The following is a 21,703-nucleotide window of genomic DNA, read 5'->3' as shown; positions in this document are numbered from 1 at the left end:
CGGGTGAGGCGCCCGCCAGCGGTGCCGGCTGGAGCTCGGCCGGGACGCAGGGATGAGGAAAAGCGTACAGGCGGCTCGTCAAGGACGATGAAACACTGTTCGTCTGCTGCTTTTGCGTACGAAAACAACCGGATTCAACGCGTTTGGCTGCTGCGGCGAATGAAACAACAGGCAAGCGGATCGGTAAATCGGCTAAGCTTAGGCTTACGAACTGTTTTTGCGCACGCAAAAACTGAAGAAGGGAGTAAGGTCAGATGGATTGGGGACGGGCGAAGAGCGTGCTTATTATTGCGTTTCTGCTGCTGAACGTACTGCTCGGCTATCAGCTGTGGTCGGACATTCAGGAGCGGCTCAACGCCAATATCGATCTGACCGAGCTGAAGCCCGAAACGCTGGCCGCCATGCAGCAAAAGAACATCGAGCTTACGGAGGGCATTCCGACGGAAACGCCGCAGCTTCGCGATCTGACGTATCTGCTGCTGCCGCCTCAAGAAAAGCTTCAAGTGAAGCTGGAGACGCCGGTTGACAGCAAGGTGATTTTTTCGCGGGATGAGCTCGATAAAGCGCTTGGCAGCGTCATACAGGACCTGGACCAATATGCGTTCGATCCTTCGGCCAACCGCAGCAACGGCGTATTCGTGCTGTACCGGATGGTCGATTCGCGCCCGTTGTTCGATGTCAGTCTGGAGCTGTACTACAACAGCAATCAAAAAATCGTCGCGTACAGTCAAGACCAGATCGAGCTCGTCCCTTCGGAGCAGGCCAAGAAGCAGACCGTGCTGCCGGCTTCAAAGGCGGTCAGCAGCCTCATTGAAAGCTACTTGCCGGAAGGCTCCGTCGTCAAGGAGATCCGGCTTGGCTACCATGGCCAGCCATTCGATTCGGAGACGCAGGTTGCGGCTCCATCGTGGCGGGTCATGCTTGAAGACGGGAAAGTCTTCTATGTGCAGGCGATCAGCGGCGATGTGGTGACGGACGACGAGACGCAAAACGAGTCGAATAATCCGACGTGACGTTTTATGTTGTCATTTTCGATGCAAAGATGTAATACTGGGAAACACGCTGGGGAGCGGGAGAAAGGCTGGGCTTAAGGATGGAATTTCGGTTTACGGTGCTGGCAAGCGGCTCTACGGGCAACGCGACCATTGTGCAGAACAAGGAAACGACGGTGCTTGTCGATGCCGGATTAAGCGCGAAAAAACTGGAGGAGCTGATGCGGGAGCGCGGCGTCGCGGGCCACGAGGTGGACGCGCTGCTCGTTACGCATGAGCACTCCGATCATATAAAAGGGCTGGGCGCGTTCGCCCGCAAATACGATGTTCCCGTATACGCCAACGAAGCGACGTGGGCGGCGATGGAGCGGCATGTCGGCGCCATTGCCGAGGAGAAGCGGGTCAAGGTCGGGACGGGCGAGTCGTTCTCGTTCGGCAGCATGACGGTGCAGTCGTACGCCATTTCGCACGACGCTGCGGAGCCGGTCGGCTACTGTTTCTATGAGGACGGCTATAAGCTGAGTCTCGCAACCGATCTCGGTTACGTGAGCGACAAAGTGATGCGGCAAATTATCGATTCCGATGTACTGGTGCTGGAGTCGAACCACGATCCGGACATGCTGCGCATGGGGCGTTACCCGTGGAACATTAAGCGGCGCATCTTAAGCGACGTCGGCCACTTGTCCAACGAAGCCGCCGGCGAAGCGCTGTGCGATCTGATGACCGACCGGACGAAGCGAGTGTACTTGGCGCACCTCAGTCTCGATCATAACCAGATGGATCTGGCGAAGCTGACCGTGAATAGCGTACTGGAAAACAAAGGGTACTTTTTCAAACAAGCCGAGTATCCATTGCGAGAGACCCATCATGACCGTCCGACGCCATGGGATGAGATAAAGCGGAAATAAGCGCGAGCATTCCGCTGTCCGCCGCTTTGAGCGCGTCCGCTTTGCTCTCGATTTCGGCGCGGGTGAGCAGTCCCTTGTCGACGAGCAGCTCCAGCATGGCGCTGAGCGTCAGCAGGGTGCGGTATTGCTGCTCCTGCAGATCGGCGAATTTGGCGATAAGCGACACTTGCTCCCATGCGGGCGGGGCCGAATGCGTGCTGGCTTTCTTTTTCATCGGGATTCTCCTTTTTAACATATGGTTTGGGCGGGCGTCTTGATGCAGCGGGATAACCGGGCGGACCATGTCTCTATTACTATTGTAATCAAAACTTCCGATATCATTCCTGATAGAGTAAAAAGATTCCTGTAGCGGAAAAGGGGCTGCGGCTCGTATGCTTGTGGTGCGGGTAAACGGGCTTCTTCCGCGGGTAATACATACTAGAGCTTTAATTGCGCTGCTGACAGATGAGGGCCGGCAACCGGCTTTCACGACAGACTTGAGGACCCGGCATCGGGAGGAGCGGTATTCATGGGATTATTCGACGACGATTTTTATTCCACTAAAGTTTCCCGGCGCGCGCGCGTTAACCATAGGGAGCAGAATCGTTTTCCGAGGCGGAGCAAAGAGTGGGGACTTGTTCGCCTTATGGCGATATCGTCAATTAGCGGGGCCGCGGTCGCGGTGCTGCTGTTCGCGCTTATTTTTGGCGTGGACCGGGGCGGCTCAGCCCGTGAAGCGGACGCAAAATTGCAGACGGCCGACCCGCTGCAGCAGACGGTAACGGCATCGGCCAAGGTGCGGCCGGCCGTCGTGAGCATCATTAATGAGCAGTTGATGGTTGGGGACGGCATGTTCGATGGCCCCGAACCGGAAGATGGCGCAAGCGGAGATGCCCGCGGCGGCAATGGCCGGCAGCAGAACGGGAACGGCTTGGATCAAGCGCCGGACAATGGCTCTGGCTCTGGCTCTGGCTCTGGCGGCGAAGGCGATGCCGGTGCCGGTGGATCGGATCAACCGGAAGGATCGGCGGGGAGCGGTTCCGGTGACGGAGAGGCGGGCACGCTGGAGGAGGCGAGCGTCGGTTCGGGTGTTATTTTCAGCAAAAAAGACGGTAAAGCCTACATCATCACGAACAATCATGTCGTGGCGGACGCCGTGGCCGTGAAGGCGGTGCTGCAAGATGGGGAGGAGCGGCCTGCGACCATCGTCGGCGTAGACCCGGTTACCGACCTCGCGGTGCTTGCCATCGACGACAAAGGAATCGACACGGTGGCGAAAATCGGCGATTCCAGCAAGCTGCAATCGGGCGAGATGGTCATGGCGATCGGCAACCCGCTCGGTCTGGGCGAATCGCTCACGATGGGCGTCGTCAGCAAGACGCAGCAGATCATTCCGGTATCGCTCAATCAGGACGGCAACTTCGACTGGGAGCAGGAAGTGATCCAGACGGACGCTTCCATCAACGAGGGCAACAGCGGCGGCCCGCTCATCGATCTGCACGGCAACGTCATCGGCATTAACAGCATGAAAGTATCGGATTTGGGTGTGGAAGGCCTAGGTTTTGCGCTGCCGATCAACAATGTGATGCCGGTCATCGAAGATTTGATCGAGTACGGCAAAGTGCCGCGTCCCTACTTGGGCGTCTACACATTGGATTTGGCGCAGTATTACGCGCAGATGAGCTTTGGCATCCAGGGCGGCACGGACGGTACGGGCCCGGATGAGGAAGGCGAAGGATCGGGTTCAGGCGGAACGGATAAAGACGGGGGCTCAGGCGATAAGGGCGGACCGGGAGCTGATACAGAAACTGAAAACGGCAGCCCGGACGGCACCGACCCGAATAGCTCCGAATCAGACAGCTCCGGCCCGGGCGGATTGAACCTGCCGGCTAAAGTGAAAGAAGGCGTCATCGTGCTGGAGGCGGTCGGTCCGGCTAAAGAAGCGGGACTTGAGTTCAACGACGTCATCGTGAAGCTCGATAAACAAGACATCGGCAGCACGATGGCTCTGCGCAAATATTTATACGACAGCAAAAAAATCGGCGACAAAGTTGTGGTCACCTTTTACCGCGACGGCCAAAAGCATACCGCAACGATTACGCTCGATGAAAAGGGAGACGAGGATCAGTAGAAGTCGGGGAAGTGTGCGGGTCGGGTTCGGTAACACTAGAAAGGTCCGTGCCCGTCTTGAAACTTAAGGTGCTTTTTCACAAGGATCCAGTTGCAAGTTCATTGTTCGGTCTTGTCAGAAGGTGTACGAATTAACACGATATTATCTGTACTGTTGTACTTGGATGTAATACGGGAAATGCTTGTCGAGTCCGCGGAAGCGGTTTTGGCGGGCATTTTTTGGATGGGGCGGATTAAGTGGCGATTGTTCGGGTGAAGCTGTATGATAGAGAAGGTATGTTTGACGGATGATTCGTGCAGCGAGAACGAGAAAGCATATAAAGAACGAAAAGCATAGAGAGAACGGAAAACATAGAGAGAATGATCGAATTTTATCGAAGACAAGGGAGTTATTAAATCATGTATTGTGTATGTAAAGAGCATGCGGAGCTTGCGATTGATAAATTTGTGGACGAGAACGAGGATGCGCCGGATATGGTCGACTTGAGCACGACCCATTTCGCCAATTGGGACCCGCCGGTCAAATGCGACATGTGCGAGCAGCCGGCCGTCCTGCTGATCGTGTAGGCGGGAGCGGGAACGATGCAGATTCAGATTGCGGCCGTCGGAAAGCTGAAGGAAAAATATTTGCTGCAGGGCATCGCGGAGTATGCCAAGCGTCTCGGGCCTTACGTGAAGCTTCAGCTCACGGAAGTGCCCGATGAGAAGGCGCCGGAGACGATGAGTCCGGCGGAGGAAGCGCAGGTGCGCGACCGCGAGGGCGAGCGCCTGCTGGCGCAAATTAAGCCGGACGCGTATGTGATCGCGCTGGCGCTTGACGGCGAGCTCTGGTCCAGCGAGGAACTCGCGGCCAAGCTCGACCATTTAGCCACGTATGGGCACAGCCACGTGGCTTTTGTCATTGGCGGGAGCACGGGCCTTGCTCCCGCCGTGCTGCGCCGCGCCCAGGCGAAGCTGTGCTTCGGGCGCATGACGCTGCCGCACCAGCTGATGCGGCTGGTGCTGATGGAGCAGGTGTACCGCGCGGTGAAGATTAATCGGGGGGAACCCTACCACAAGTAGGGGCAAGTTTTCCACTTGATGTAGAATCTTGGGGAAATGTGGTATACTGCTAGGAAACTGACTTATAGTGGAATGAAAAGATGCCCGTACCTTATTTACAAGATGTATTCAAAGATTCGGGGGTTCCGACCTTTACATTTGTTAAACCTCCCGAATATAAAAAGCTCCTTGTTTCTCTACGTACGTTAGGGAAGGGACTTGTTATAGAAGGGCCTTCCGGAATTGGGAAAACATCGAGTATTACAAAGGCGCTCGAAGAGTCCGGTATTGATTTGCAAATTAGCAAGTTATCAGCCCGTAAAATAAAGGATGTTGAGACTATCCGTTGTATTCCCTCAGCAGAACCTAAGGGCGTAATCATTATAGATGATTTTCATCGTTTGGATGCTGAAACAAAGAACGCGATTGCTGATTACATGAAAACTCTAGCTGATGAAGAATCAACCGAGACGAAGATCGTAATTGTTGGGATAAATAAAGCCGGAGATTCGCTTGTAAAATTTGTGATTTAAATAATCGAATTGACACGATCAGATTTGAATCAAACCCGGAAGAAAAGGTTCTCGAGCTTATTACAAACGGGGAACATGCTCTTAATATCAATATTAATACAAAGCACGATATTGCAAAAGAAGCGCAAGGAAGCTTCCATATTGCGCAAATGCTCTCAAAAGAAATTTGTATTCATGGAGATATTCTTGAAGCAAAAGAAAAAACTACTGTTGTTACAACGAGTCTTGAAGTAATCAAAGAAAAAGTTTTTGATGACTTGGGACGAGCATTTTATGACACAGCAAGAGCCTTTGCGACAGGGCCAAAGTTGAGAAAGGACGGAAGAGCCCCTTACCTGCACATTTTGTATTGGCTTGGCACTAGTAACGAATGGGCCCTGGATCTAATTGAGGCGGTAAGAAAATTCCCTAAGCATAGAAGCAGTGTTAATACTATAATGGAAAAAGGGTATCTAGAGGGATTTTTAAATGGTGAGCGCTCAGAACTTTTCGCAGAATGTATACACTATGAGCCGAATACTCATGTTATTAGCGTAGAAGATCCTAAGTTCGTGTATTATATACGGAATATTCAGTGGAAAAAATTTGTTTTACAAGTCGGATATAAGTCGTTTAATTTTAAATCGAGCTACGACTATGCGCTTTCGTTTGCTGGTTGTGATAGAGATGTTGCTGAGGCACTTTTCAATAAGCTCGAAGAAGAAGAAGTGTCAGTCTTTTATGATAAAAATGAACAGCACAGAATACTTGCGGAAAATGTTGAGGAGTATCTAGGTCCAATTTATCGAAGTGAAGCACAGTTTGTTGTAGTTTTGTTAGGACCTGACTATCCCAAAAGAGTATGGACTCGATTTGAGTCGGAACAGTTTAGAGATAGATTTGGAGACGCTAGTGTGATACCTGTCTGGTTTGATACAGCCCCCACAGGTCTTTTCGATGATACGACAAAAATCGGTGGTTTTCATTTCTATAGATCTGGTGATTTCGAATCACAAATCAATGAAATTGTCAGTACATTAGTCAAAAAGATTGCTGAGGAAAGGTCATAAAAATGAGTAACTAGGGGGCTGCCGCATAGGCAGCCTTCTTGCATATAACTTGCCGTTACAGACAGCGCGGCGAGCCGTATCATAAGTGAGAGCAAGTTTTTTCTGATTAACCGCAAAAGCCCTTTACAAAGATTCCCTAACATTTGAAAATGGATATTAAGCAAGCAAGTGAGAAGGAGATGAGGGGAAGTAAAAATGAAAGACATTTTATTTAAATATATGGTTAGACTTACATCCCTAAGCGAAGAAGAACAACAAGCCATCGTGAACGAGCTCCATATCGTAGAATATAACAAGGGAACCGTACTCATCAGACAAGGAGATGTCCCTACAAAATGTTATTTCATTTTGAAGGGATGTGTCAGGCAGTATTCAATCGATGAAGAAGGAAGAGAGGCTACATCGAATTTCTACACCGAAGAGCAAGCGATCGCCATTTTCAATCATCACAAACCAGACAAGTCGTCCGATTACACCTTCATGTGCGTCGAAGATTGTACGATGGTCGTTGGCGACCTAAATACAGAACAGGACATGTATAAAAAATACACTCAATTGGAGTCGATGACTCGCAAGATGATCGAGGAGAGCTTTAGTCAGCTGCAAGAGGAATTTGCTGCTTTTATTGCTTCTTCCCCTGAAGAACGCGTCAAAGCGCTGCTAATGAAACGGCCCTCTCTGCTCGACCGGGTACCTCAACATCAATTGGCGAGTTATCTCGGAATTACCCCGGAGTCATTAAGTAGAATTAAGAAGAGAATTCATTAAGAAAATAAATTGGGATGAAGGCTTATGCAGTTACTTCCCTCCCTTGAACAGCAGCCATAATCCAAAGCCTGTTTCGCCCGCTATCATGGGCACGGTAAAAACATATTCAAGAATCTTTCTGATTTCCTCGTAATCCTCAAAGAAAAGTTTACAGAAGTGAATGAGACTATAGCCAATCGCGGCTAACAACAATAAGCTCCCGATCCATTTCGGAATGTTGTCTGATCTGAGAGCCAATATACCTAGAATTAGCAGATGCCCGCCAAAGACAATTAAGCCAAGAGACCAAATCGAATCAAAGGCCTTCAAATGCAGCATCACTTGTTCTCCAAGTTGATTGAAGGTGAAACTTGATAAATCATCCGTGCCGTTTGAAAGCAGCAGCACCAATAGTAAATTCATGATTGCAGCTCCCAAAATAGCCGCATAAGCAAGACGGAGCCATGCGCCGAGCAAAGACAAATGTTGATTTATGGGCTTCAGGTATACATAGCACGACCAGGCGGCCACAATGTCACAGATCAGGATGATAATCCAGCCGAAGATTTCCGCTTTGAAAAGATGATTTTGGGAAATGATGTTCTGAAACGTGGCGTTTGCATCCCCTTGTACCAAAAGGCTTACATGCACAAACCCATACGAAAAAAAGGCGGCAACCGCCATGATCATGAGTGCTGTGCCGGCAGTTAGAGCCGATTTTCGCTGATTCGATAACTTTCCTCCTGGAATACCCATCGAAAAATCCCCCTAGTTACGTAATGACTCCATTGTAGCAAGGGGGATTGTTATGTTCATTGACTTAAGTCAATTACAACTTTCGATGTGAGGATAGAAACCGCAGGGGCTTTGGCATCTAGATAACGAATAGATTATCAAGGAGTGTGGCGAAATGGAAGAAGCGTTCAAGTTTAGCCGTATCGGATATGTCTATATTCCGACTACGCGAATTGATGAATCGATTGAGTGGTATACTCGCCATTTAGATTTTCGGCTGATTAACAAGTTTCAGGACAGAGGCTCGTTCCTCGCGGTATTGCATCATCCACATCAGCACTCAATCGCGCTGCTGTTAATCGAAACTGAGGATCGGAAACCGCTGGCAATCACAAGGAACGGAGCCCCATTCCCTATTATGGCTTTGAACTGCCCGGACATAGAGTACACTCACCACCTGCTTTCCGAGGACGGGATCAATCCAGGACCGCTGATGACGCTTGGCAAAGGAGAGGCGAAGTATTTCTATTTCCGTGATCCTGATGGCAATATGCTCGAAGCGGCTTGGTCACAATGGGACCCGAAGGACGATTATAAGAAGGAGTTTTTGCGGAGCGGCAAGTAGTTGGAGGAAAGGAGAATTTGGCCATGTGGGATGCGGCGGGAGTTCCAGCGGACCGGGAAGTTATGCAAGAGGAGGGGGAACGGCCCGACCGGGAACTTGTCGAGGCGGCACGCGAAGGAAGCAACGAAGCGTTCGGCGAGCTCGTCCGTCGGCATCGGGCGAGGGCGTACGGATGGGCGGCAAGATTGACACGCGACGGCCATCTCGCCGAAGACATTGTGCAGGAAGCACTGATTCGCGCTTTCCTGCAGCTTGGCCAACTATTAGATAGCCGCAGATTCCAGCCATGGCTGAAAACCATTGTGCGCAATCAAGTGCACATGAAGCTAAGAAGAGGCGGTCCCTACGGCAAGGAACGGCCGTTCTCGGGATTTGTTACCGCCGAGGAGGAGAGGGAACCGGGCGGGCATATTGATGAGCTCTTGGCGAGGCTGAGTAAAAAGATTGACTACAATGGGGACATCAGTCTCGACCCGGCCGAGGTTATCGCCAGGCGTGAAGTGTTTGAGACATTCCGCGAACTGCTGAGCTGCTTGACCGAGAGGGAGAGAGGAATTTTTGAGGCCCACTTTTTCCGGGAGTTGTCGCCGAACGAGATTGCCGTTCTCTTCGGAACGACAGCGAGCAGCGTGTACAACCACCTATCGCGAGCGCGTGTGAAAGTACGCCAGGAGCGCATTCGCATCTGCATCCGTGGGTACGTCGAACGTAGAAGACAAGAGGCGAAGCCTGCGCGGGTTCTGCTGGACCCGGGAAAGATCGTTTTGAAAGGGTGATGACGTGGATATGGAAACAGTAAGTCCGGACCTGAAGAGCACACGGTCCTCGATCGCACAATGTATTCATGCCATGCTGCAATACACGGTGCGGAAGGACCTCTCACTCATTGATGTTATGGGTCTGACCTCGCACGCATTCCGCATTCGTGTAGACGATAAGGCGGGGCTTTACGGGCCGACGTCTCATGTGTGGGGCTCCTTCTATAGAAGGGCGGTCGAAAATTTGGGATTCGAAGCGGTGTGCTTCGACCCGATTATAGATCCAATCCCTCCAGAGCATGTAGAGATTGCTCTCGGACATATTCATCGAACCCTTGACCGAGACGTTCCTGCGGTCGTTTGGGATCTGTTTGGCGGGGATTTTGCTGTTGTCTACGGCTACGACGACGAACGGCAGTTGTTCCATGCCAAAGATCGGGAGCATGAAGGAACGGTTCCTTACGAGAAGCTCTCTCGCGGTCACATTATGACACTTACAATTGTCAAGGAGAAGGAATTCGACTATGTAGACTCTTTAAGTCGAGCGCTCGCGATGGCCTTGACCCACGGACGATATCCAGAGGACGGGATAACCGAATTCAGGCCGGGGCTTGCTGCCTATGATGCCTGGATACGGGCTTTCGAAACGCGGTCAGCAGACCCGCTCGGAAACAGCTACAACGCACTCTATGTCTATGACGCGAGGCGGTTCGCGGTGCAATTCCTGAATGAAGTGCGGGATCGATTTCGCAATGGAGTGCTAGCGGAGCCAAAGCGTCATGGCGGCTACGGCTTCGACTCGGGCTATATGGCCGCTTCGGCGGAGGAGGCAGCGAGGCACTATGCGGAGGTTGCCTCTGCGCTTGGGGAGTTGCATGAGCGCTTTCCTTTTCCGCATGGTGGCGACCCATCTGAGTCCGGGGTCGCGGAGACAGCTGTTCGATTGCTGCAACGGGCCAAGGCGTCGGAGGAGCAGGGGCTTCGGTATCTGGCTCGAATGTATTATGATTTGTAATTCCCAGCCCCATTTCCCCAAATACCGGGAAGTCTCCTCTGTCGACCGGGAAAGGTCATGTCTTAATCTGTTTACAGACCGACATGAACTTATGGTTGTTAATTGAAGGAGGAGCGTTATAATGGAGTGGAAAGAGGCTGGGAAAAAAGGGTTTTGGTTGGGTCTAATATTTCGGGTGTTTGCGGTCATTTTTGCAGTGAGCGGTCTGCTCATGTTGCAAGGCTTGTCGGAGGGGCTGGAGCCTTGGGTGCAAGGCGTCATGGCTTCCTCGCCGCTGCCTGACGAATTGCGGTTTCATGGGGCGGTGCACGGCGCGTTGATCGGGCTTTTGTTCAGCGGCAGCCTAATTGCGATGCTATGGAACCCGCTGGGCAAACCGCTTTTGTTGCAATTCTACTTTGTAGGTCATCTTATGTTTCTGGCAACCTTGCTTTTGACCGACTTTCAGTTGGCACTGCAAACCTTTTTCGTCTTCATCCTGTTCGCTTTAGTGCTCTTGATTTTGTTCGCTGCGTACGGTAAGCGGAAGGAAATATTCCGACCTACCGAACCGTCCGTTAAAAATCGAGCGCTACTTATAATGGCCGGTGTGGCCCTGTTGGGACTGCTGCCGTTCTCCATAAACGGTGTCATCGGGCAGTTTCAGGATCCGGAGCAGCAGTTCCGTTGGGGCGAAGGTGCTGCGCTTAGTATCGTCATGGTGTATGGTGGATATTTGGCGGCAACTGGCCGGAGCGGATCGCGAACGCTTGGTGTGATTCTCTCCTTAACTTATATCTTCTTGGGGGCTGCTTCCATTACCATTCCAAACCACCCGGGCAGCTGGGGGCTCTGGGGAGGAACGGCTTCGATTCTCTACGGGCTCATCTATATAGGGCTCGCACTTCGTTCCAAGACTTCACATTCTGTCTCTGCGGTGAATGCTTCATAATTAGACTTAGAAGGAGATTGCCTGCATGGGGGCAAAGAGAATCACAACGCTGGGCAAACAAAGGGGCCAAGGCCATCCGAACGGATGGCTCTTCGTCTTTCGCTTGACCGGAATGTTTATGTTCGGCCTGATTGCGGTTTTATTTGTAAGCAAGATTCCTTCCTACTACGTTTATTTAAAAGAAACCTGCCTAATGACCGCATGCGAATATGCTGCGATTACGCCTCTCCCGCGTCAAGTCGTAGAAAAAGCGGGCTTGACTGAAACCGGGTTCGCCCTTCTGTATACGGGGATTACCCTCGGGTTCTTTCTGATCTATTTCGCGGTGGCGGCACTGATTCTCGCGAAACGTCCAAGGGAACCGATCTCTATCATCGCCTCGTTAGCATTGATGTCTCTCGTTACTCCTACCTTTATCGGGATGCAGTGGCGCTGGTACGAAGGGCTCGTTGCCGTTATCGACGGCTTGACGATGGTATCTTTCATTTTATTTCTGCTATGGTTTCCTAACGGAAAATTCGTACGGCCTTGGGTTACGTACCCGACAATCGGACTTCTGGCGATTCGGTTGATATCCAGCTGCTTCCCGAACCAACCCTGGGGAATCGAGCAATGGCCGATGTGGTGCAATTTCCTTTGGTTTGCCTTGCAATACGGCATCTTGCTTTATAACCAATATTACCGGTTTCGTTATGCGGCAGTGGCGGTCGAGAAACAACAGACCAAGTGGGTCTTCTACGGGATCATGCTGTCGCTGACGGGCGTATTTCTGCTATCCTTTCTACCGGTGTTCTTTCAGTCGGATTTCTATGAAATAAGGGATCCGGTATGGATGTTCTTGCTTGATCTGGGCGTAATGTTGTGCACGCTTCCAATCCCCGTTACGTTAGGCATATCGGTGATGAGAAAGAGATTATGGGATATCGACCCGATCGTAAATCGAACCCTTGTCTATTTTCTGCTAAGCACCTTGATTATTGCTTTGTACACCCTGATTGTATGGTACTTGTCCGTTCTGTTTCATTCCGAGCACTACCGATTCTATTCCTTATTTGCCGCGGGCGTCGTGGCCGTTGTATTCGCTCCGCTTAAGGAAAAGCTGCAACGAATGGTCAATCAGATGCTGTACGGAAAAAAGGAAGATCCGTACACCGCCTTGCTTCAGCTCGGCATCCGGTTGAAAGAAACGCTGAATCCAGTGGAATCGCTGGATATTGTCGTCCAAACGGTCATTGACTCCTTGCGCATTCCTTACGCCGGTATCGGGTTGATCCAGAATGGAGAAACCGTATTGGTCGCAGGCGAAAGGAAGGAGAACGACCAGGGGGAATTCTCTATAGAATTATCCTCAGGGGGCACGGCATTGGGATGGCTGTATATGGGAGCGCGTTCGCCGGGAGAATCGTTTACGGAGGCGGACCGGAAACTGATCGACGCCATCGCCCGTCAGGCGGGGATCGTCGTGCGCAGCGTAAAGCAAGCGATGGATATTCAATTGCTGCTGGAAAACTTGCGGGAGTCCAAAGAAGCATTAATTTTTGCAAGAGAGGAAGAGCGGCGGGAAATGCGCAGAAATCTGCATGACGATATCGCTCCACGGCTAGCTGCCATGCGCCTTACCGCATCCGTCGCGTCGGACTGGATACGGAAAGATCCGGAGAAAGCGATGGAGATATTAACGAAGTTCAAAGCGGATATTAGCGAGACGGTCGATGAAATTAGGGGGATCGTGTACGACTTGCGGCCGCATGCGCTGGATGAGCTCGGGCTTGTCGGCGCCGTTCGGCAACGGGTGGAGCAACTGAGGGACATGCAGGCCGTAAACGGAATTACGGATGTCGACCTGTTAGACATTCGATTGGATGCTCCCGATCAACTGCCTAATTTACCTGCTGCCGTCGAGGTGGGGGCGTATCGAATCGCCTCGGAGGCGTTGGTCAACGTTGTGAAGCACGCCGATGCGAGTTCATGCGTTATACGAATTGCGCTGGACGAATGTGATCTGGTGATTGAGACAACGGATAATGGCATCGGGCTGTCAGGATTCTACGCAAATCGTGCCGGAAAACAGGGCATCGGGTTAACGTCGATCCGAGAAAGAGCGCTTGAACTGGGCGGATCCTGCGTCATCGAAAGTTTCGAGAATGGCCGAGGGACAAAAATTACGGCGCGGCTTCCGATCAAACCGCTACTCGATCACGGGGAGGGTCATGTACATGTTAAGAGTATTAGTAGCTGACGATCATCCGATGTTCAGGCAAGGTGTCCTAAGCGTTCTGGAGTCGGCAGAGGGTATCGAAGTTGTTGGAGAGGCGGTTTCAGGAGAAGAAGCTGTACGGCTGGCGCTGGAGCTGCGACCGAACGTGGTTTTGATGGATATTCGAATGCCCGGGCTGAACGGAATTGAAGCCACGGCCAGGATCAAGTCGCAATACAGCGACATTCAGATCTTGGTCCTGACCATGTTTAAGGATGACGCCTCCGTCATTACAGCCATGAAAGCGGGGGCTCGGGGCTATATCCTGAAGGATGCGGACAGTAAAGATATTGTAGATGCGATCCGCTCCGTCGCTTCCGGGAAAGCGATCTTTAGTGGGGATGTCGCCAGCCGAATGATTGAATTCGCAACGAGACCGATCAGCCGGTTCGACCACTTCCCGGACCTAACCTACCGCGAGAAAGAAGTATTGAGCTTAATGGCGGAAGGACTCTCCAACTCCGAAATTTCCCGAGCTTTGGAACTCAGTACAAAGACAGTATCCAATTACGTCGGATATATCCTGAATAAGCTGCAAGTCACCAGCCGAGAACAAGCCATCAGCAAGGCGAAGGGTAGGTCATAATGGCTTTCAATTTGATCAATGCCGAGACTTCACCCTATCCTCATTTTCATCCAAAGCCGGTCAGCCATTTGGCATAGTCCAGCGGAGCGGATTTGAGCCGGTAATACAGTTCCTGATCGCCTGCATCAAGAGCAATAGTCGCATCGGGGTCCCGGTTGTTGATTTCAATAATCCAACAATGTCCGCTCTGGTCCAGCGCCATATCCATTCCTACATTCCCCAAATGCAATCCCGTCATTTCCAGCGTCTCGCATGCTTCAATGGCCAAGTGCTCCATTTCGTTCTGCTTTTTTATGGCGGTACGTTCATCCTGGCCATAAATTTTCAGCAGGGTGAACCATGCTTTTTCTGCGCTGCCGCCGCTGGAAATATTGCTTACAATGCTGTTTTTCTTTCCGAGGCGGGAAACGATCCCTTGCACGCACCAACTTCCATGCCTGTTTTTCTGTACAAGCACCCTGAAGTCGATGACCCGCTGCCCCATCTTGATAAGCGGGATTCCCTGCTGTACCAGATATTTCTCCAGGTTCAGCTCCATCTTCAAAAAGGAATAAGCATCTTCCCAACTGTAGGCGGTAGAGGTCAAGCTTTGTCCGTTTAGTTCATATTGGAAAATATAGCTTGATCCTTGCTGTTCCAATCGGAAGATTCCTGAACCTTGCATCCCGGCCTTCGGCTTCAGGAACACGATTTGGTGCTGATCAATGAATCGTTTCAGTTCATTCTTGTGAACGGCCAAGCTGGTATCCGGCAGGTGGGCCCGCATGCTTTCGTACCCGCTTAAACGCTCCCACATCTCCCATTTGTTGAAAACCTGGGAATTGAAAAATCGGTTCCCGCATAAGCGGGTAAAGCAACTTCGGAGCTTGGGGGTTGCGCTTCTTCGACAAAATACAGCGGAGGGAAATACGTAAGATCCTTTTTCCCAGCGGTTTGAATCCGGATTGAAGGCAAAGCCGTTCACTTTTTTCTGTGTGTCATCGATTCCATCAACCGTAAATAAGAGAATCAGGCCGCGCAGCTGCTTATAATTGACGACATATTTTAAATAGATATTCAATCTATTCGGCTTTAACTCCGTTATTTTCCCACGGATGAGGATACCGATCACAGGCCCGATTTGAATCTCCTGCTGGTCCAGCGTTAATTCGTAAGGCAGGTGTTCAGGTAATCCGACATCTGCGGCAATATCTGCGGACAGGAAAAAAAGGGAGGGGTCTTCAGCGGAATGAGCAGCGATCTCCGCCTGCTTTTCCCAAGCGCCAATTTTTAATCTTATAGAGGAAGATGGGAGCAACGAATATTGTTCGATGACATCATGATGAAAGAAGATCATTCCTGTGCTGTCCGGATTTATTCGAATGTGAAAGAGCATGGATGACTTCCTCCTTTTATGTTTTAAAGCCCTGCAAGGCGGTCGCGTAGAGGAGAGGCTTGCGCCGAATGTCCAGGTACATGCTGAAATCCATTTGTTTAAATCCTTTAAAGCTGGGAAATATATTGGCTTCGATTAGCCAAGGATATCCATTTTCATCTATACCGATGTCAAGGCCAAATTCGCTGAAATGTCCTTTTTTGTCCATCAGCAGACAAAACTGTTCGCTGAGCGTAAGGATCTGCTGTTTAATCTCCTGAACGGAAAGAAATTTGCCGGACTGGTTAAGGGCATGTTCCAGTGTGATCGCCATGCCGCCCCTGGATACGTTCGTAATTTGATCGCCTTGTTTCGCTACCCTGCATTCGATTCCGGTACATTGCCATTGAAGTGTTTGGTTTTTTTGCATGACGACACGGACATCAAACGGGCTGTCACCGAACTTTTTTAGCCGGATATAGTCTTGATATAAATAATGGCTGTTCATCAGATCCATTTTTTTCAGTATAGCCTGCAGAGTTCTAGCGTTATTAAGGCGATGATGCATTACATGATTGGATCGATAGTCGTGAAGGATATATCCCTTTTCCGCTTCTTTGCTTTGTTCAAGGATCAAAATGCCCCGTCCGCGTGACAATTCAAGGGGCTTGAGAATAATTTTCTGCTTTTCCCGGAGTACAGCGAGCAATGGATCAAACTCCGTCAGCAAGTGGGTTTCCGGCAGATGATCCTTGATGGTTGGTTCGTTGTGAAGGTAGTATAGATCGAGCTTGGTGAACCGCTGGGAATTGAATAGGCCGTTGGCGGTTCTGGCAATCAAGCGATTGATACCGGTTTCTTCTTGGTGGAAGTTCCGCCGATAGACAGCAGCAGGGATCGGGGCGAAACCGTAATCCCATTTCTTTCGGTCAGGGTAATAGATGAACCCGTAAACAAGCTCTGCCTCCCAATCAATGGAGCGGGGAGAAAAGGCAATGGTTAGCCCGCCGATGCGGTTGTAAATTCCGAAACGGTCGCTATACTTCTGCATATATTCCGGGTTGTAAACCTGGGTTCTCTCTCCCAGCAGGAGGCCGATGGTCGGTCCGATGACAATGGTATCGTCCTCATATTTCAATTGGTAAGTGAAGTCGCTCGGAAATCTTAATTGCCCCGCCACGTTCGAGGAAATATAGATTTCCATCGGTGTGTAGAAGCTATTTCTGACAGCAATCCATTCGCTCTCTTCCAGTTTGACTCTTCGTTTCTTGATACCGAATTGGATCCATAGCTCTTCTTGAGGAAAATTAGCAAAGAGGGGGGAAGGCAGCCGAATAAGCGGGTCATTGTTTTCAAACTCCATTAATTTGACCCAAACGATATCCTTCGAATAATTCACATTGTCTTGTTGATGCAAACCGTCGGCATCGCTTCTAATCCCATTCATCCAAACGATATCTTTCAGATTCTTCTCTTCGGTTAGTTGATGCGAATAGCTGGCAGCCCTTTTGATCGGAAGATGGAGCGCTTGCTGCCACAATCGGCGGTTCCAAAGATACAATTCATATAGCATTTTATGTTTGTTTTTCACACCGCAAAAATGCGGTTGTCCCGATGCGTCTAATAGAAATGTCAGTCCAATTTCATCTATACCCGTGAAATATCTGCTTAGGTAGTGGAGGATAGATCGATTTAGCTCTTGCAGAGAAGATGTAATCTTTTTTTTATCCTCATGGCTGGTGCCGGAATAATGCTTGTCGACCGCTTTATCCCATCCATATGCGGCAGCGTTCATTCCCCGGGCATAGGCAGCCGTTAGTTGCCACTCATTTTTGTCCGTGCGTTGGTTAAGGCTGCAGTACAAAGGAGATTCCGGTGTTGTCTTATGATCGACCCTGCCTTGAAATACCGGATAAGCTTTCAGCATGTCGAACAACAAATCGTTATTGATCACGTTATGTTCATTGATGATATGGAACTTATTCAGATTGCACAGCGCTCGCCACAATAATACATTTTTTTTCAAAGAGATTTTTTGCGGATTGTAAAGAATAGCCGGAAGTTTAATCTGGTCTTGTTTTTCCATTCTTCCATCGACCATTCGGATGGCATTACAGGTCAATGATTTTAAATGAACCGATTCGAGAGAAAAAAATATAACGGGCAGCTGCTCCTCCTCTCCCTTACGGATATATTCCTCAATTTGAGGGCCGATATTCCTTTTTAACAGCCTGTTCCACTGCTTATGCGGAAGAAGAATACCTAACGAATTCAGGTGCATGACCCTTCAAGACCCCCTATTGAAGAGATGATTCTAGACCGATCCCTACAGTTCGCTACGTGATCATGCATATTCAAAATCTTTCGTTAAGCTTGGGTACTTGACTTAAGGGGGGAAAATAGGGCTTTCTCCCATAGGCTCGGTAGTCCATACCGATGACGCTCTCCAATCATAAGGTGGAACAAAAGGAAGAGGCGGGTGAACGAATGAAGGGTTTATATTTACATGAAATTGTAAATGTAACAGGCGGTAAACTGAAAACAAAGGACCGTACCTTTCTTGTGAAAGACGCAGTGAAACGTGTACGGGATCTGAATGACAGCACGGTGTATTTCCATCTCTATAAAAAAAGAGATATTAGTTTGGAAGAATTCAAGAAATATAAAGCTACGGTGCTGGTTACAGAAGATGCCGACTATTTTATGACACTGCTGGACGATGTGGCGATCATCCAGGTGAAGGATATCGACGAAGCCTATTGGAAATTTGTCGAGTATTATCGCAGTCTGTTTAATATCCCGATTATCGGTGTTACAGGAACTTGCGGCAAGACGACCACAAAAGAAATGATAAAACATATTTTATCGGAACAGTATAAAGTTCAAGCCACCTATAAAAGCTGGAATGCTTCAAGGGCGAACCTCGGCTATTTGCTGCGCATTGATGAAAGCACCCAGGCAGCCGTATTCGAGATGGGGGTAGACTGGCCGGGAGATCTATCGGAAAGCTGCCGATATTTCAAGCCTCAAATCAGAATCCTGTTAAATATTGGCGTTTACCATTTAGTAGGCTGCAAAACTCCGGAAAACTACATCAAAGCCAAATCCGAAATCCTAGACGGAATGGATCCGGCAAATGACGTCATTATCCTGAATGCGGATGACGAGAACATCAGAAAAATTGACGTAAGCCATTGTGAAAAAATCGTTTATTTTGGCTTTCAAGACGGTTGCCACTGGAAAGCAAAAGAAGTGAAAACCGTCAAGGAAGGGATATCATTTACTTTAACCTACGAAAATCGCGATTATGAAGTCGTTGTGCCTGGACTTGGACAACACAATGTCTATAATGCTCTGGCTGCTTTGGCGGCCGTTAGGTACGCGGGAGTCGATGTGGAAGAGGCGATTGACAGGCTGAAAACGTTCAAGCATTTGAGAAGGCGCTTGGAGCTGCGTGAGGGGCCGGGCGGCTGCACCATCCTCGATGATAACTGGAACAATACCCCTCCTTCCATGGAAGCGGCGCTTCGCGTCCTGAAAGAGATTGCCGGTAATAAGCTGAAGGTGGCTGTCCTGGGATTTATGTACAATTTAGGAACGAGCAGCTATGCGCAGGTGCAGTATGCCAAGATGGGAAAGGTTGCCGCAGAAGTGGGTGTGGATATTCTTGTCATTATCGGCGACAAGCCAAAAGCAATTGGAAACAAAGCGATTGAATGCGGAATGGATAAAAGCAACGTTTATTTTATTTCACAAGGGGAAGCTGCCGCAAAGCTCAGCCCATTCTTAAATAAAAACACGATTGTTCTCTTGAAAGCTCCGGAAGATGACGTTGCATTGTAGCGGCCTCAGACTCGTCATCGACCTAAAGAAAATAGGGCATAATGCCAAAACGATTGTCGAATTATGCAGCCGTTACGGTATTAACGTAGTTGGCGTAACGAAAGTGGTATGTGCCCATCCGAAAATTGTACATGTATTGGAGAATAGCGGTATACGGAAGTTCGCGGATTCACGTTTGAAAAATATTATTCATCTTCGAACAGCCGGTTTTGAAAATGAAATCGCCCTGCTTCGCGTTCCGATGAAATCGGAGGCAGTTGAAGCGGTTCATTATGCTGACTGCAGTTATCAATCGGAGCTTGAAGTCATGGATCAATTTCATTGGGCTGCGAAAAAATGCAACAAGATTCATAACGTCATCCTCATGATGGAGGCAGGGGATTTGAGAGAAGGGATCTTGCCCCGCGAATTGGATTCTTTCATGGAACAAATTCTTTCTTACTCCCATATTCGGCTTCAAGGGTTGGCCATAAATGTAGGCTGTTACGGCGGAGTGCGTCCTTCTTATCAAAATACTTCTTTACTGGTCGGGTGGAAGGAATATATTGAAAGCAAATATCAGCTTGATCTGCCGATCCTGTCGGGGGGATCTTCATCCACATTGCAGCTGCTTGAAGAAGGAAAACTTCCTCCCGAGATTAACGAATTGCGGATAGGGGAAGCTATTTTTTTGGCAGGCGTTTCATCTGGAGTGTGTCTAGCAGGAGGTTATCGAGATGCTTTTGAACTGCTGGCGGAAATTATAGAGATTCGTGAAAAACCGTCTGTGCCGACAGGTGAAATAGATGTGGATTCTTTTGGCAGAAAGCCGCATTTTGTCAATAAAGGGATCCGAAAAAGGGCCATTCTTGCGATTGGCCGACAGGATGTATCCCCTTATGCCCTTGCCCCTCGTCTGCAAGGAATGGAAATATTGGGAGCAAGCAGCGATCATATGATTGTGGATATAACGGATGTTTCGATCCCTTTGCATGTGGGCGATTCGGTCTCCTTTTTGCCGGATTACGGGGGCCTGTTGGCACTCATGACTTCCCCATATGTCATCAAGGATTTTTTGCCTTTTTGAGCTTTTGTTCCATGCAGACAAAGCCGCATGTATATGAAACGTTACCAGTAGAGGGATACTTTGAAAAAGTACCCTCTAATAATGTTTAACTTGACTCCAAAGCAAGGAGATGTATAATTGCCTTATACTTATAAATGTAAACGCTTACGTAAACGTTTAAATGGGGAGATTTAGTAATAGGCTTTATTCATATCCGAAGTTGCCGCTGTCTCTCGTGTGCTTCTATTTTTAGCTGCTAAAGATCAAATTAGGAGTGGGTCCTGTTGAACATGAAAGTGGAAGAAATTATTCGCGGGGTACCGGAGCTATACGATGAATTCGTAAGTGTTGAAAGGCTTAGTGGGGGGCTTTGCAACCAAACGTATAAGGTACATACGAAACAGAGCAATTACGTACTGCGCGTCAACAGCAGGCAAAATGAGTATTTGAACCTGACACGCCAATCTGAAGTCGAAGTGATGAAGAAAGCGAACCGAGAAGGATTTACTCCTGCTGTGGTTTCGAGTCAATATCCGGAACAGTTTGTCGTCACGGAATTTATTGAAGGTCGAATGCTTGAGAAAGAGGATCTGCAAGACGATCATATCAAAGCCATGATTATGGATCGCTTCAAACGAATCCACCGTATGGAAGGTCAAGGCAGAACATTGGCGCCTTACGATCTTATTCATGGCTATTTGCAAGGCGCCGATCAGTTTCAAGTCAAGCATCCGGACGGATTAAACCGGATTTTGCATCGGGTAGAGGAAATCACGCATAAGCGGAGCAGCGACAAACAATATAACAACAAATTCTGTCATAATGATTCCTTCTTGGTCAATATGATCTATACCGGTCAAGAGCTGCAAATCATTGATTGGGAGTTGTCGGCAATCGGAGATGTGTTTTTCGATTTGACGCTTATTCCGTTTACGAACCAGTTCAGTGAAGCCGAAGAGCGCGAGTGGTTAAAGTTATATTTCGGATATTTTGAGGAGGAAACATTCCACATTCTGCAGGACATGAAATTCGTGGCGATGGTTCGTGAGGTCGCTTGGGGAATGTTTTACAGCGGCCTTAGTAAGGGCGAAAGCCACCATGACTTTGATTACTACAAGTTTGCCGAAGATTGCCTCCAGCGAATCGAACAAGGGATTTATCAATTATAAACGGCC

Annotated in this window: 21 protein-coding genes; 17 read left to right on the top strand and 4 right to left on the bottom strand. The window is 49.3% G+C overall.

Features of this window, described 5'->3' with window-relative positions; translation table 11 throughout:
• The first annotated feature begins 254 nt into the window (after positions 1 to 254).
• The gene (gene yycI, locus VN24_RS09995) at positions 255 to 1,013 is read left to right on the top strand and encodes a two-component system regulatory protein YycI (protein ID WP_045670295.1); all 759 of its coding nucleotides are present in this window, start codon (positions 255 to 257) and stop codon (positions 1,011 to 1,013) included.
• Positions 1,014 to 1,093: 80 nt separating this feature from the next.
• Positions 1,094 to 1,900, top strand: coding sequence for an MBL fold metallo-hydrolase (locus tag VN24_RS09990; RefSeq protein ID WP_045670294.1), 807 nt, complete (start codon positions 1,094 to 1,096; stop codon positions 1,898 to 1,900).
• Here VN24_RS09990 and VN24_RS09985 read toward each other — a convergent pair.
• Positions 1,824 to 2,114 carry a hypothetical protein gene (locus VN24_RS09985; protein ID WP_045670293.1) on the bottom strand — a complete coding sequence of 97 codons (291 nt, stop codon included), beginning with the start codon at positions 2,112 to 2,114 and terminating at the stop codon, positions 1,824 to 1,826. The two genes, VN24_RS09990 and VN24_RS09985, sit on opposite strands and share 77 nt — an antisense overlap.
• Positions 2,115 to 2,408: 294 nt before the next feature.
• Here VN24_RS09985 and VN24_RS09980 point away from each other — a divergent pair, with 294 nt between their 5' ends.
• The 6 genes from VN24_RS09980 (at position 2,409) to VN24_RS09965 (ending at position 7,400) form a co-directional block, all read left to right on the top strand.
• Positions 2,409 to 4,010, top strand: coding sequence for a S1C family serine protease (locus VN24_RS09980; RefSeq protein ID WP_045670292.1), 1,602 nt, complete (start codon positions 2,409 to 2,411; stop codon positions 4,008 to 4,010).
• Positions 4,011 to 4,408: 398 nt separating this feature from the next.
• Complete coding sequence (locus tag VN24_RS26865) at positions 4,409 to 4,576, top strand: CxxH/CxxC protein (RefSeq protein WP_082083705.1); 168 nt, start codon at positions 4,409 to 4,411, stop codon at positions 4,574 to 4,576.
• Positions 4,577 to 4,591: 15 nt separating this feature from the next.
• Complete coding sequence (rlmH, locus tag VN24_RS09975) at positions 4,592 to 5,071, top strand: 23S rRNA (pseudouridine(1915)-N(3))-methyltransferase RlmH (protein ID WP_045670291.1); 480 nt, start codon at positions 4,592 to 4,594, stop codon at positions 5,069 to 5,071.
• Between the two features lie 80 nt (positions 5,072 to 5,151).
• Complete coding sequence (locus VN24_RS28140) at positions 5,152 to 5,583, top strand: AAA family ATPase (RefSeq protein ID WP_238590879.1); 432 nt, start codon at positions 5,152 to 5,154, stop codon at positions 5,581 to 5,583.
• 149 nt (positions 5,584 to 5,732) lie between these two features.
• Entirely contained in the window at positions 5,733 to 6,632 is a 900-nt protein-coding gene (locus tag VN24_RS28135) for a TIR domain-containing protein (RefSeq protein WP_238590878.1), read from the top strand.
• Between the two features lie 195 nt (positions 6,633 to 6,827).
• Positions 6,828 to 7,400: a Crp/Fnr family transcriptional regulator gene (locus VN24_RS09965; protein ID WP_045670290.1), complete on the top strand. Its 573-nt coding sequence runs from the start codon at positions 6,828 to 6,830 to the stop codon at positions 7,398 to 7,400.
• A 30-nt stretch (positions 7,401 to 7,430) separates the two neighbouring features.
• Here the strand turns inward: VN24_RS09965 and VN24_RS09960 are convergent, their stop codons facing one another.
• Positions 7,431 to 8,135 (bottom strand): DUF4386 domain-containing protein, encoded by a 705-nt coding sequence (locus VN24_RS09960; protein ID WP_045670289.1) that lies wholly within the window; start codon positions 8,133 to 8,135, stop codon positions 7,431 to 7,433.
• 154 nt (positions 8,136 to 8,289) lie between these two features.
• Here VN24_RS09960 and VN24_RS09955 point away from each other — a divergent pair, with 154 nt between their 5' ends.
• The 6 genes from VN24_RS09955 to VN24_RS09930 all read left to right on the top strand — a co-directional run bounded on the left by VN24_RS09955 (position 8,290) and on the right by VN24_RS09930 (position 14,286).
• A complete protein-coding gene (locus tag VN24_RS09955) occupies positions 8,290 to 8,739 on the top strand; it encodes a VOC family protein (RefSeq protein ID WP_045670288.1) in 450 nt (149 codons plus the stop codon).
• Positions 8,740 to 8,762: 23 nt separating this feature from the next.
• The gene (locus VN24_RS09950) at positions 8,763 to 9,515 is read left to right on the top strand and encodes an RNA polymerase sigma factor (protein ID WP_052702885.1); all 753 of its coding nucleotides are present in this window, start codon (positions 8,763 to 8,765) and stop codon (positions 9,513 to 9,515) included.
• Between the two features lie 10 nt (positions 9,516 to 9,525).
• Positions 9,526 to 10,512, top strand: coding sequence for a hypothetical protein (locus VN24_RS09945; RefSeq protein WP_045670287.1), 987 nt, complete (start codon positions 9,526 to 9,528; stop codon positions 10,510 to 10,512).
• Between the two features lie 121 nt (positions 10,513 to 10,633).
• Positions 10,634 to 11,443, top strand: a complete 810-nt coding sequence (locus tag VN24_RS09940; RefSeq protein ID WP_045670286.1) for a hypothetical protein — start codon at positions 10,634 to 10,636, stop codon at positions 11,441 to 11,443.
• Positions 11,444 to 11,468: 25 nt separating this feature from the next.
• Positions 11,469 to 13,682 (top strand): sensor histidine kinase, encoded by a 2,214-nt coding sequence (locus tag VN24_RS09935; protein WP_045670285.1) that lies wholly within the window; start codon positions 11,469 to 11,471, stop codon positions 13,680 to 13,682.
• Positions 13,660 to 14,286, top strand: a complete 627-nt coding sequence (locus VN24_RS09930) for a response regulator transcription factor (RefSeq protein WP_238590877.1) — start codon at positions 13,660 to 13,662, stop codon at positions 14,284 to 14,286. The genes VN24_RS09935 and VN24_RS09930 overlap by 23 nt, the downstream gene beginning before the upstream one ends.
• A gap of 46 nt (positions 14,287 to 14,332) precedes the next feature.
• Here VN24_RS09930 and VN24_RS09925 read toward each other — a convergent pair whose 3' ends face one another.
• Positions 14,333 to 15,661 carry a YheC/YheD family endospore coat-associated protein gene (locus tag VN24_RS09925; RefSeq protein ID WP_045670283.1) on the bottom strand — a complete coding sequence of 443 codons (1,329 nt, stop codon included), beginning with the start codon at positions 15,659 to 15,661 and terminating at the stop codon, positions 14,333 to 14,335.
• Positions 15,662 to 15,677: 16 nt separating this feature from the next.
• The gene (locus VN24_RS09920) at positions 15,678 to 17,921 is read right to left on the bottom strand and encodes a YheC/YheD family endospore coat-associated protein (protein WP_045670282.1); all 2,244 of its coding nucleotides are present in this window, start codon (positions 17,919 to 17,921) and stop codon (positions 15,678 to 15,680) included.
• 155 nt (positions 17,922 to 18,076) lie between these two features.
• Between VN24_RS09920 and VN24_RS09915 the strand changes: the two genes are divergently transcribed.
• From VN24_RS09915 to VN24_RS09905, 3 genes are all read left to right on the top strand, one after another.
• Complete coding sequence (locus VN24_RS09915) at positions 18,077 to 19,483, top strand: UDP-N-acetylmuramoyl-tripeptide--D-alanyl-D-alanine ligase (protein ID WP_238590876.1); 1,407 nt, start codon at positions 18,077 to 18,079, stop codon at positions 19,481 to 19,483.
• The gene (locus VN24_RS09910) at positions 19,467 to 20,549 is read left to right on the top strand and encodes an alanine/ornithine racemase family PLP-dependent enzyme (RefSeq protein WP_045670280.1); all 1,083 of its coding nucleotides are present in this window, start codon (positions 19,467 to 19,469) and stop codon (positions 20,547 to 20,549) included. Before VN24_RS09915 ends, VN24_RS09910 begins: the two co-directional genes overlap by 17 nt.
• Positions 20,550 to 20,818: 269 nt before the next feature.
• Positions 20,819 to 21,697 carry a choline/ethanolamine kinase family protein gene (locus VN24_RS09905; protein WP_238590922.1) on the top strand — a complete coding sequence of 293 codons (879 nt, stop codon included), beginning with the start codon at positions 20,819 to 20,821 and terminating at the stop codon, positions 21,695 to 21,697.
• The last annotated feature ends 6 nt before the right edge of the window (positions 21,698 to 21,703 follow it).

The sequence above is a fragment of the Paenibacillus beijingensis genome (genome assembly GCF_000961095.1).
Taxonomy (GTDB): Bacteria; Bacillota; Bacilli; order Paenibacillales; family Paenibacillaceae; genus Paenibacillus_O; species Paenibacillus_O beijingensis.
This window is presented reverse-complemented; position numbering and strand designations above follow the sequence as displayed.

Bases quoted from the DNA above. Each gene is read 5' to 3' on its own strand.
- VN24_RS09950 (WP_052702885.1), top strand. From the start codon at position 8,763: ATGTGGGATGCGGCGGGAGTTCCAGCGGACCGGGAAGTTATGCAAGAG.
- VN24_RS09980 (WP_045670292.1), top strand. From the start codon at position 2,409: ATGGGATTATTCGACGACGATTTTTATTCCACTAAAGTTTCCCGGCGC.
- VN24_RS28135 (WP_238590878.1), top strand. From the start codon at position 5,733: ATGCTCTCAAAAGAAATTTGTATTCATGGAGATATTCTTGAAGCAAAA.
- rlmH (WP_045670291.1), top strand. From the start codon at position 4,592: ATGCAGATTCAGATTGCGGCCGTCGGAAAGCTGAAGGAAAAATATTTG.
- yycI (WP_045670295.1), top strand. From the start codon at position 255: ATGGATTGGGGACGGGCGAAGAGCGTGCTTATTATTGCGTTTCTGCTG.
- VN24_RS09990 (WP_045670294.1), top strand. From the start codon at position 1,094: ATGGAATTTCGGTTTACGGTGCTGGCAAGCGGCTCTACGGGCAACGCG.
- VN24_RS09965 (WP_045670290.1), top strand. From the start codon at position 6,828: ATGAAAGACATTTTATTTAAATATATGGTTAGACTTACATCCCTAAGC.
- VN24_RS09960 (WP_045670289.1), bottom strand. From the start codon at position 8,135: ATGGGTATTCCAGGAGGAAAGTTATCGAATCAGCGAAAATCGGCTCTA.
- VN24_RS09945 (WP_045670287.1), top strand. From the start codon at position 9,526: ATGGAAACAGTAAGTCCGGACCTGAAGAGCACACGGTCCTCGATCGCA.
- VN24_RS09905 (WP_238590922.1), top strand. From the start codon at position 20,819: ATGAAAGTGGAAGAAATTATTCGCGGGGTACCGGAGCTATACGATGAA.
- VN24_RS09910 (WP_045670280.1), top strand. From the start codon at position 19,467: ATGACGTTGCATTGTAGCGGCCTCAGACTCGTCATCGACCTAAAGAAA.
- VN24_RS09935 (WP_045670285.1), top strand. From the start codon at position 11,469: ATGGGGGCAAAGAGAATCACAACGCTGGGCAAACAAAGGGGCCAAGGC.
- VN24_RS09920 (WP_045670282.1), bottom strand. From the start codon at position 17,921: ATGCACCTGAATTCGTTAGGTATTCTTCTTCCGCATAAGCAGTGGAAC.
- VN24_RS28140 (WP_238590879.1), top strand. From the start codon at position 5,152: ATGCCCGTACCTTATTTACAAGATGTATTCAAAGATTCGGGGGTTCCG.
- VN24_RS09925 (WP_045670283.1), bottom strand. From the start codon at position 15,661: ATGCTCTTTCACATTCGAATAAATCCGGACAGCACAGGAATGATCTTC.
- VN24_RS09985 (WP_045670293.1), bottom strand. From the start codon at position 2,114: ATGAAAAAGAAAGCCAGCACGCATTCGGCCCCGCCCGCATGGGAGCAA.
- VN24_RS09940 (WP_045670286.1), top strand. From the start codon at position 10,634: ATGGAGTGGAAAGAGGCTGGGAAAAAAGGGTTTTGGTTGGGTCTAATA.
- VN24_RS09915 (WP_238590876.1), top strand. From the start codon at position 18,077: ATGACGCTCTCCAATCATAAGGTGGAACAAAAGGAAGAGGCGGGTGAA.
- VN24_RS09930 (WP_238590877.1), top strand. From the start codon at position 13,660: ATGTTAAGAGTATTAGTAGCTGACGATCATCCGATGTTCAGGCAAGGT.
- VN24_RS09955 (WP_045670288.1), top strand. From the start codon at position 8,290: ATGGAAGAAGCGTTCAAGTTTAGCCGTATCGGATATGTCTATATTCCG.
- VN24_RS26865 (WP_082083705.1), top strand. From the start codon at position 4,409: ATGTATTGTGTATGTAAAGAGCATGCGGAGCTTGCGATTGATAAATTT.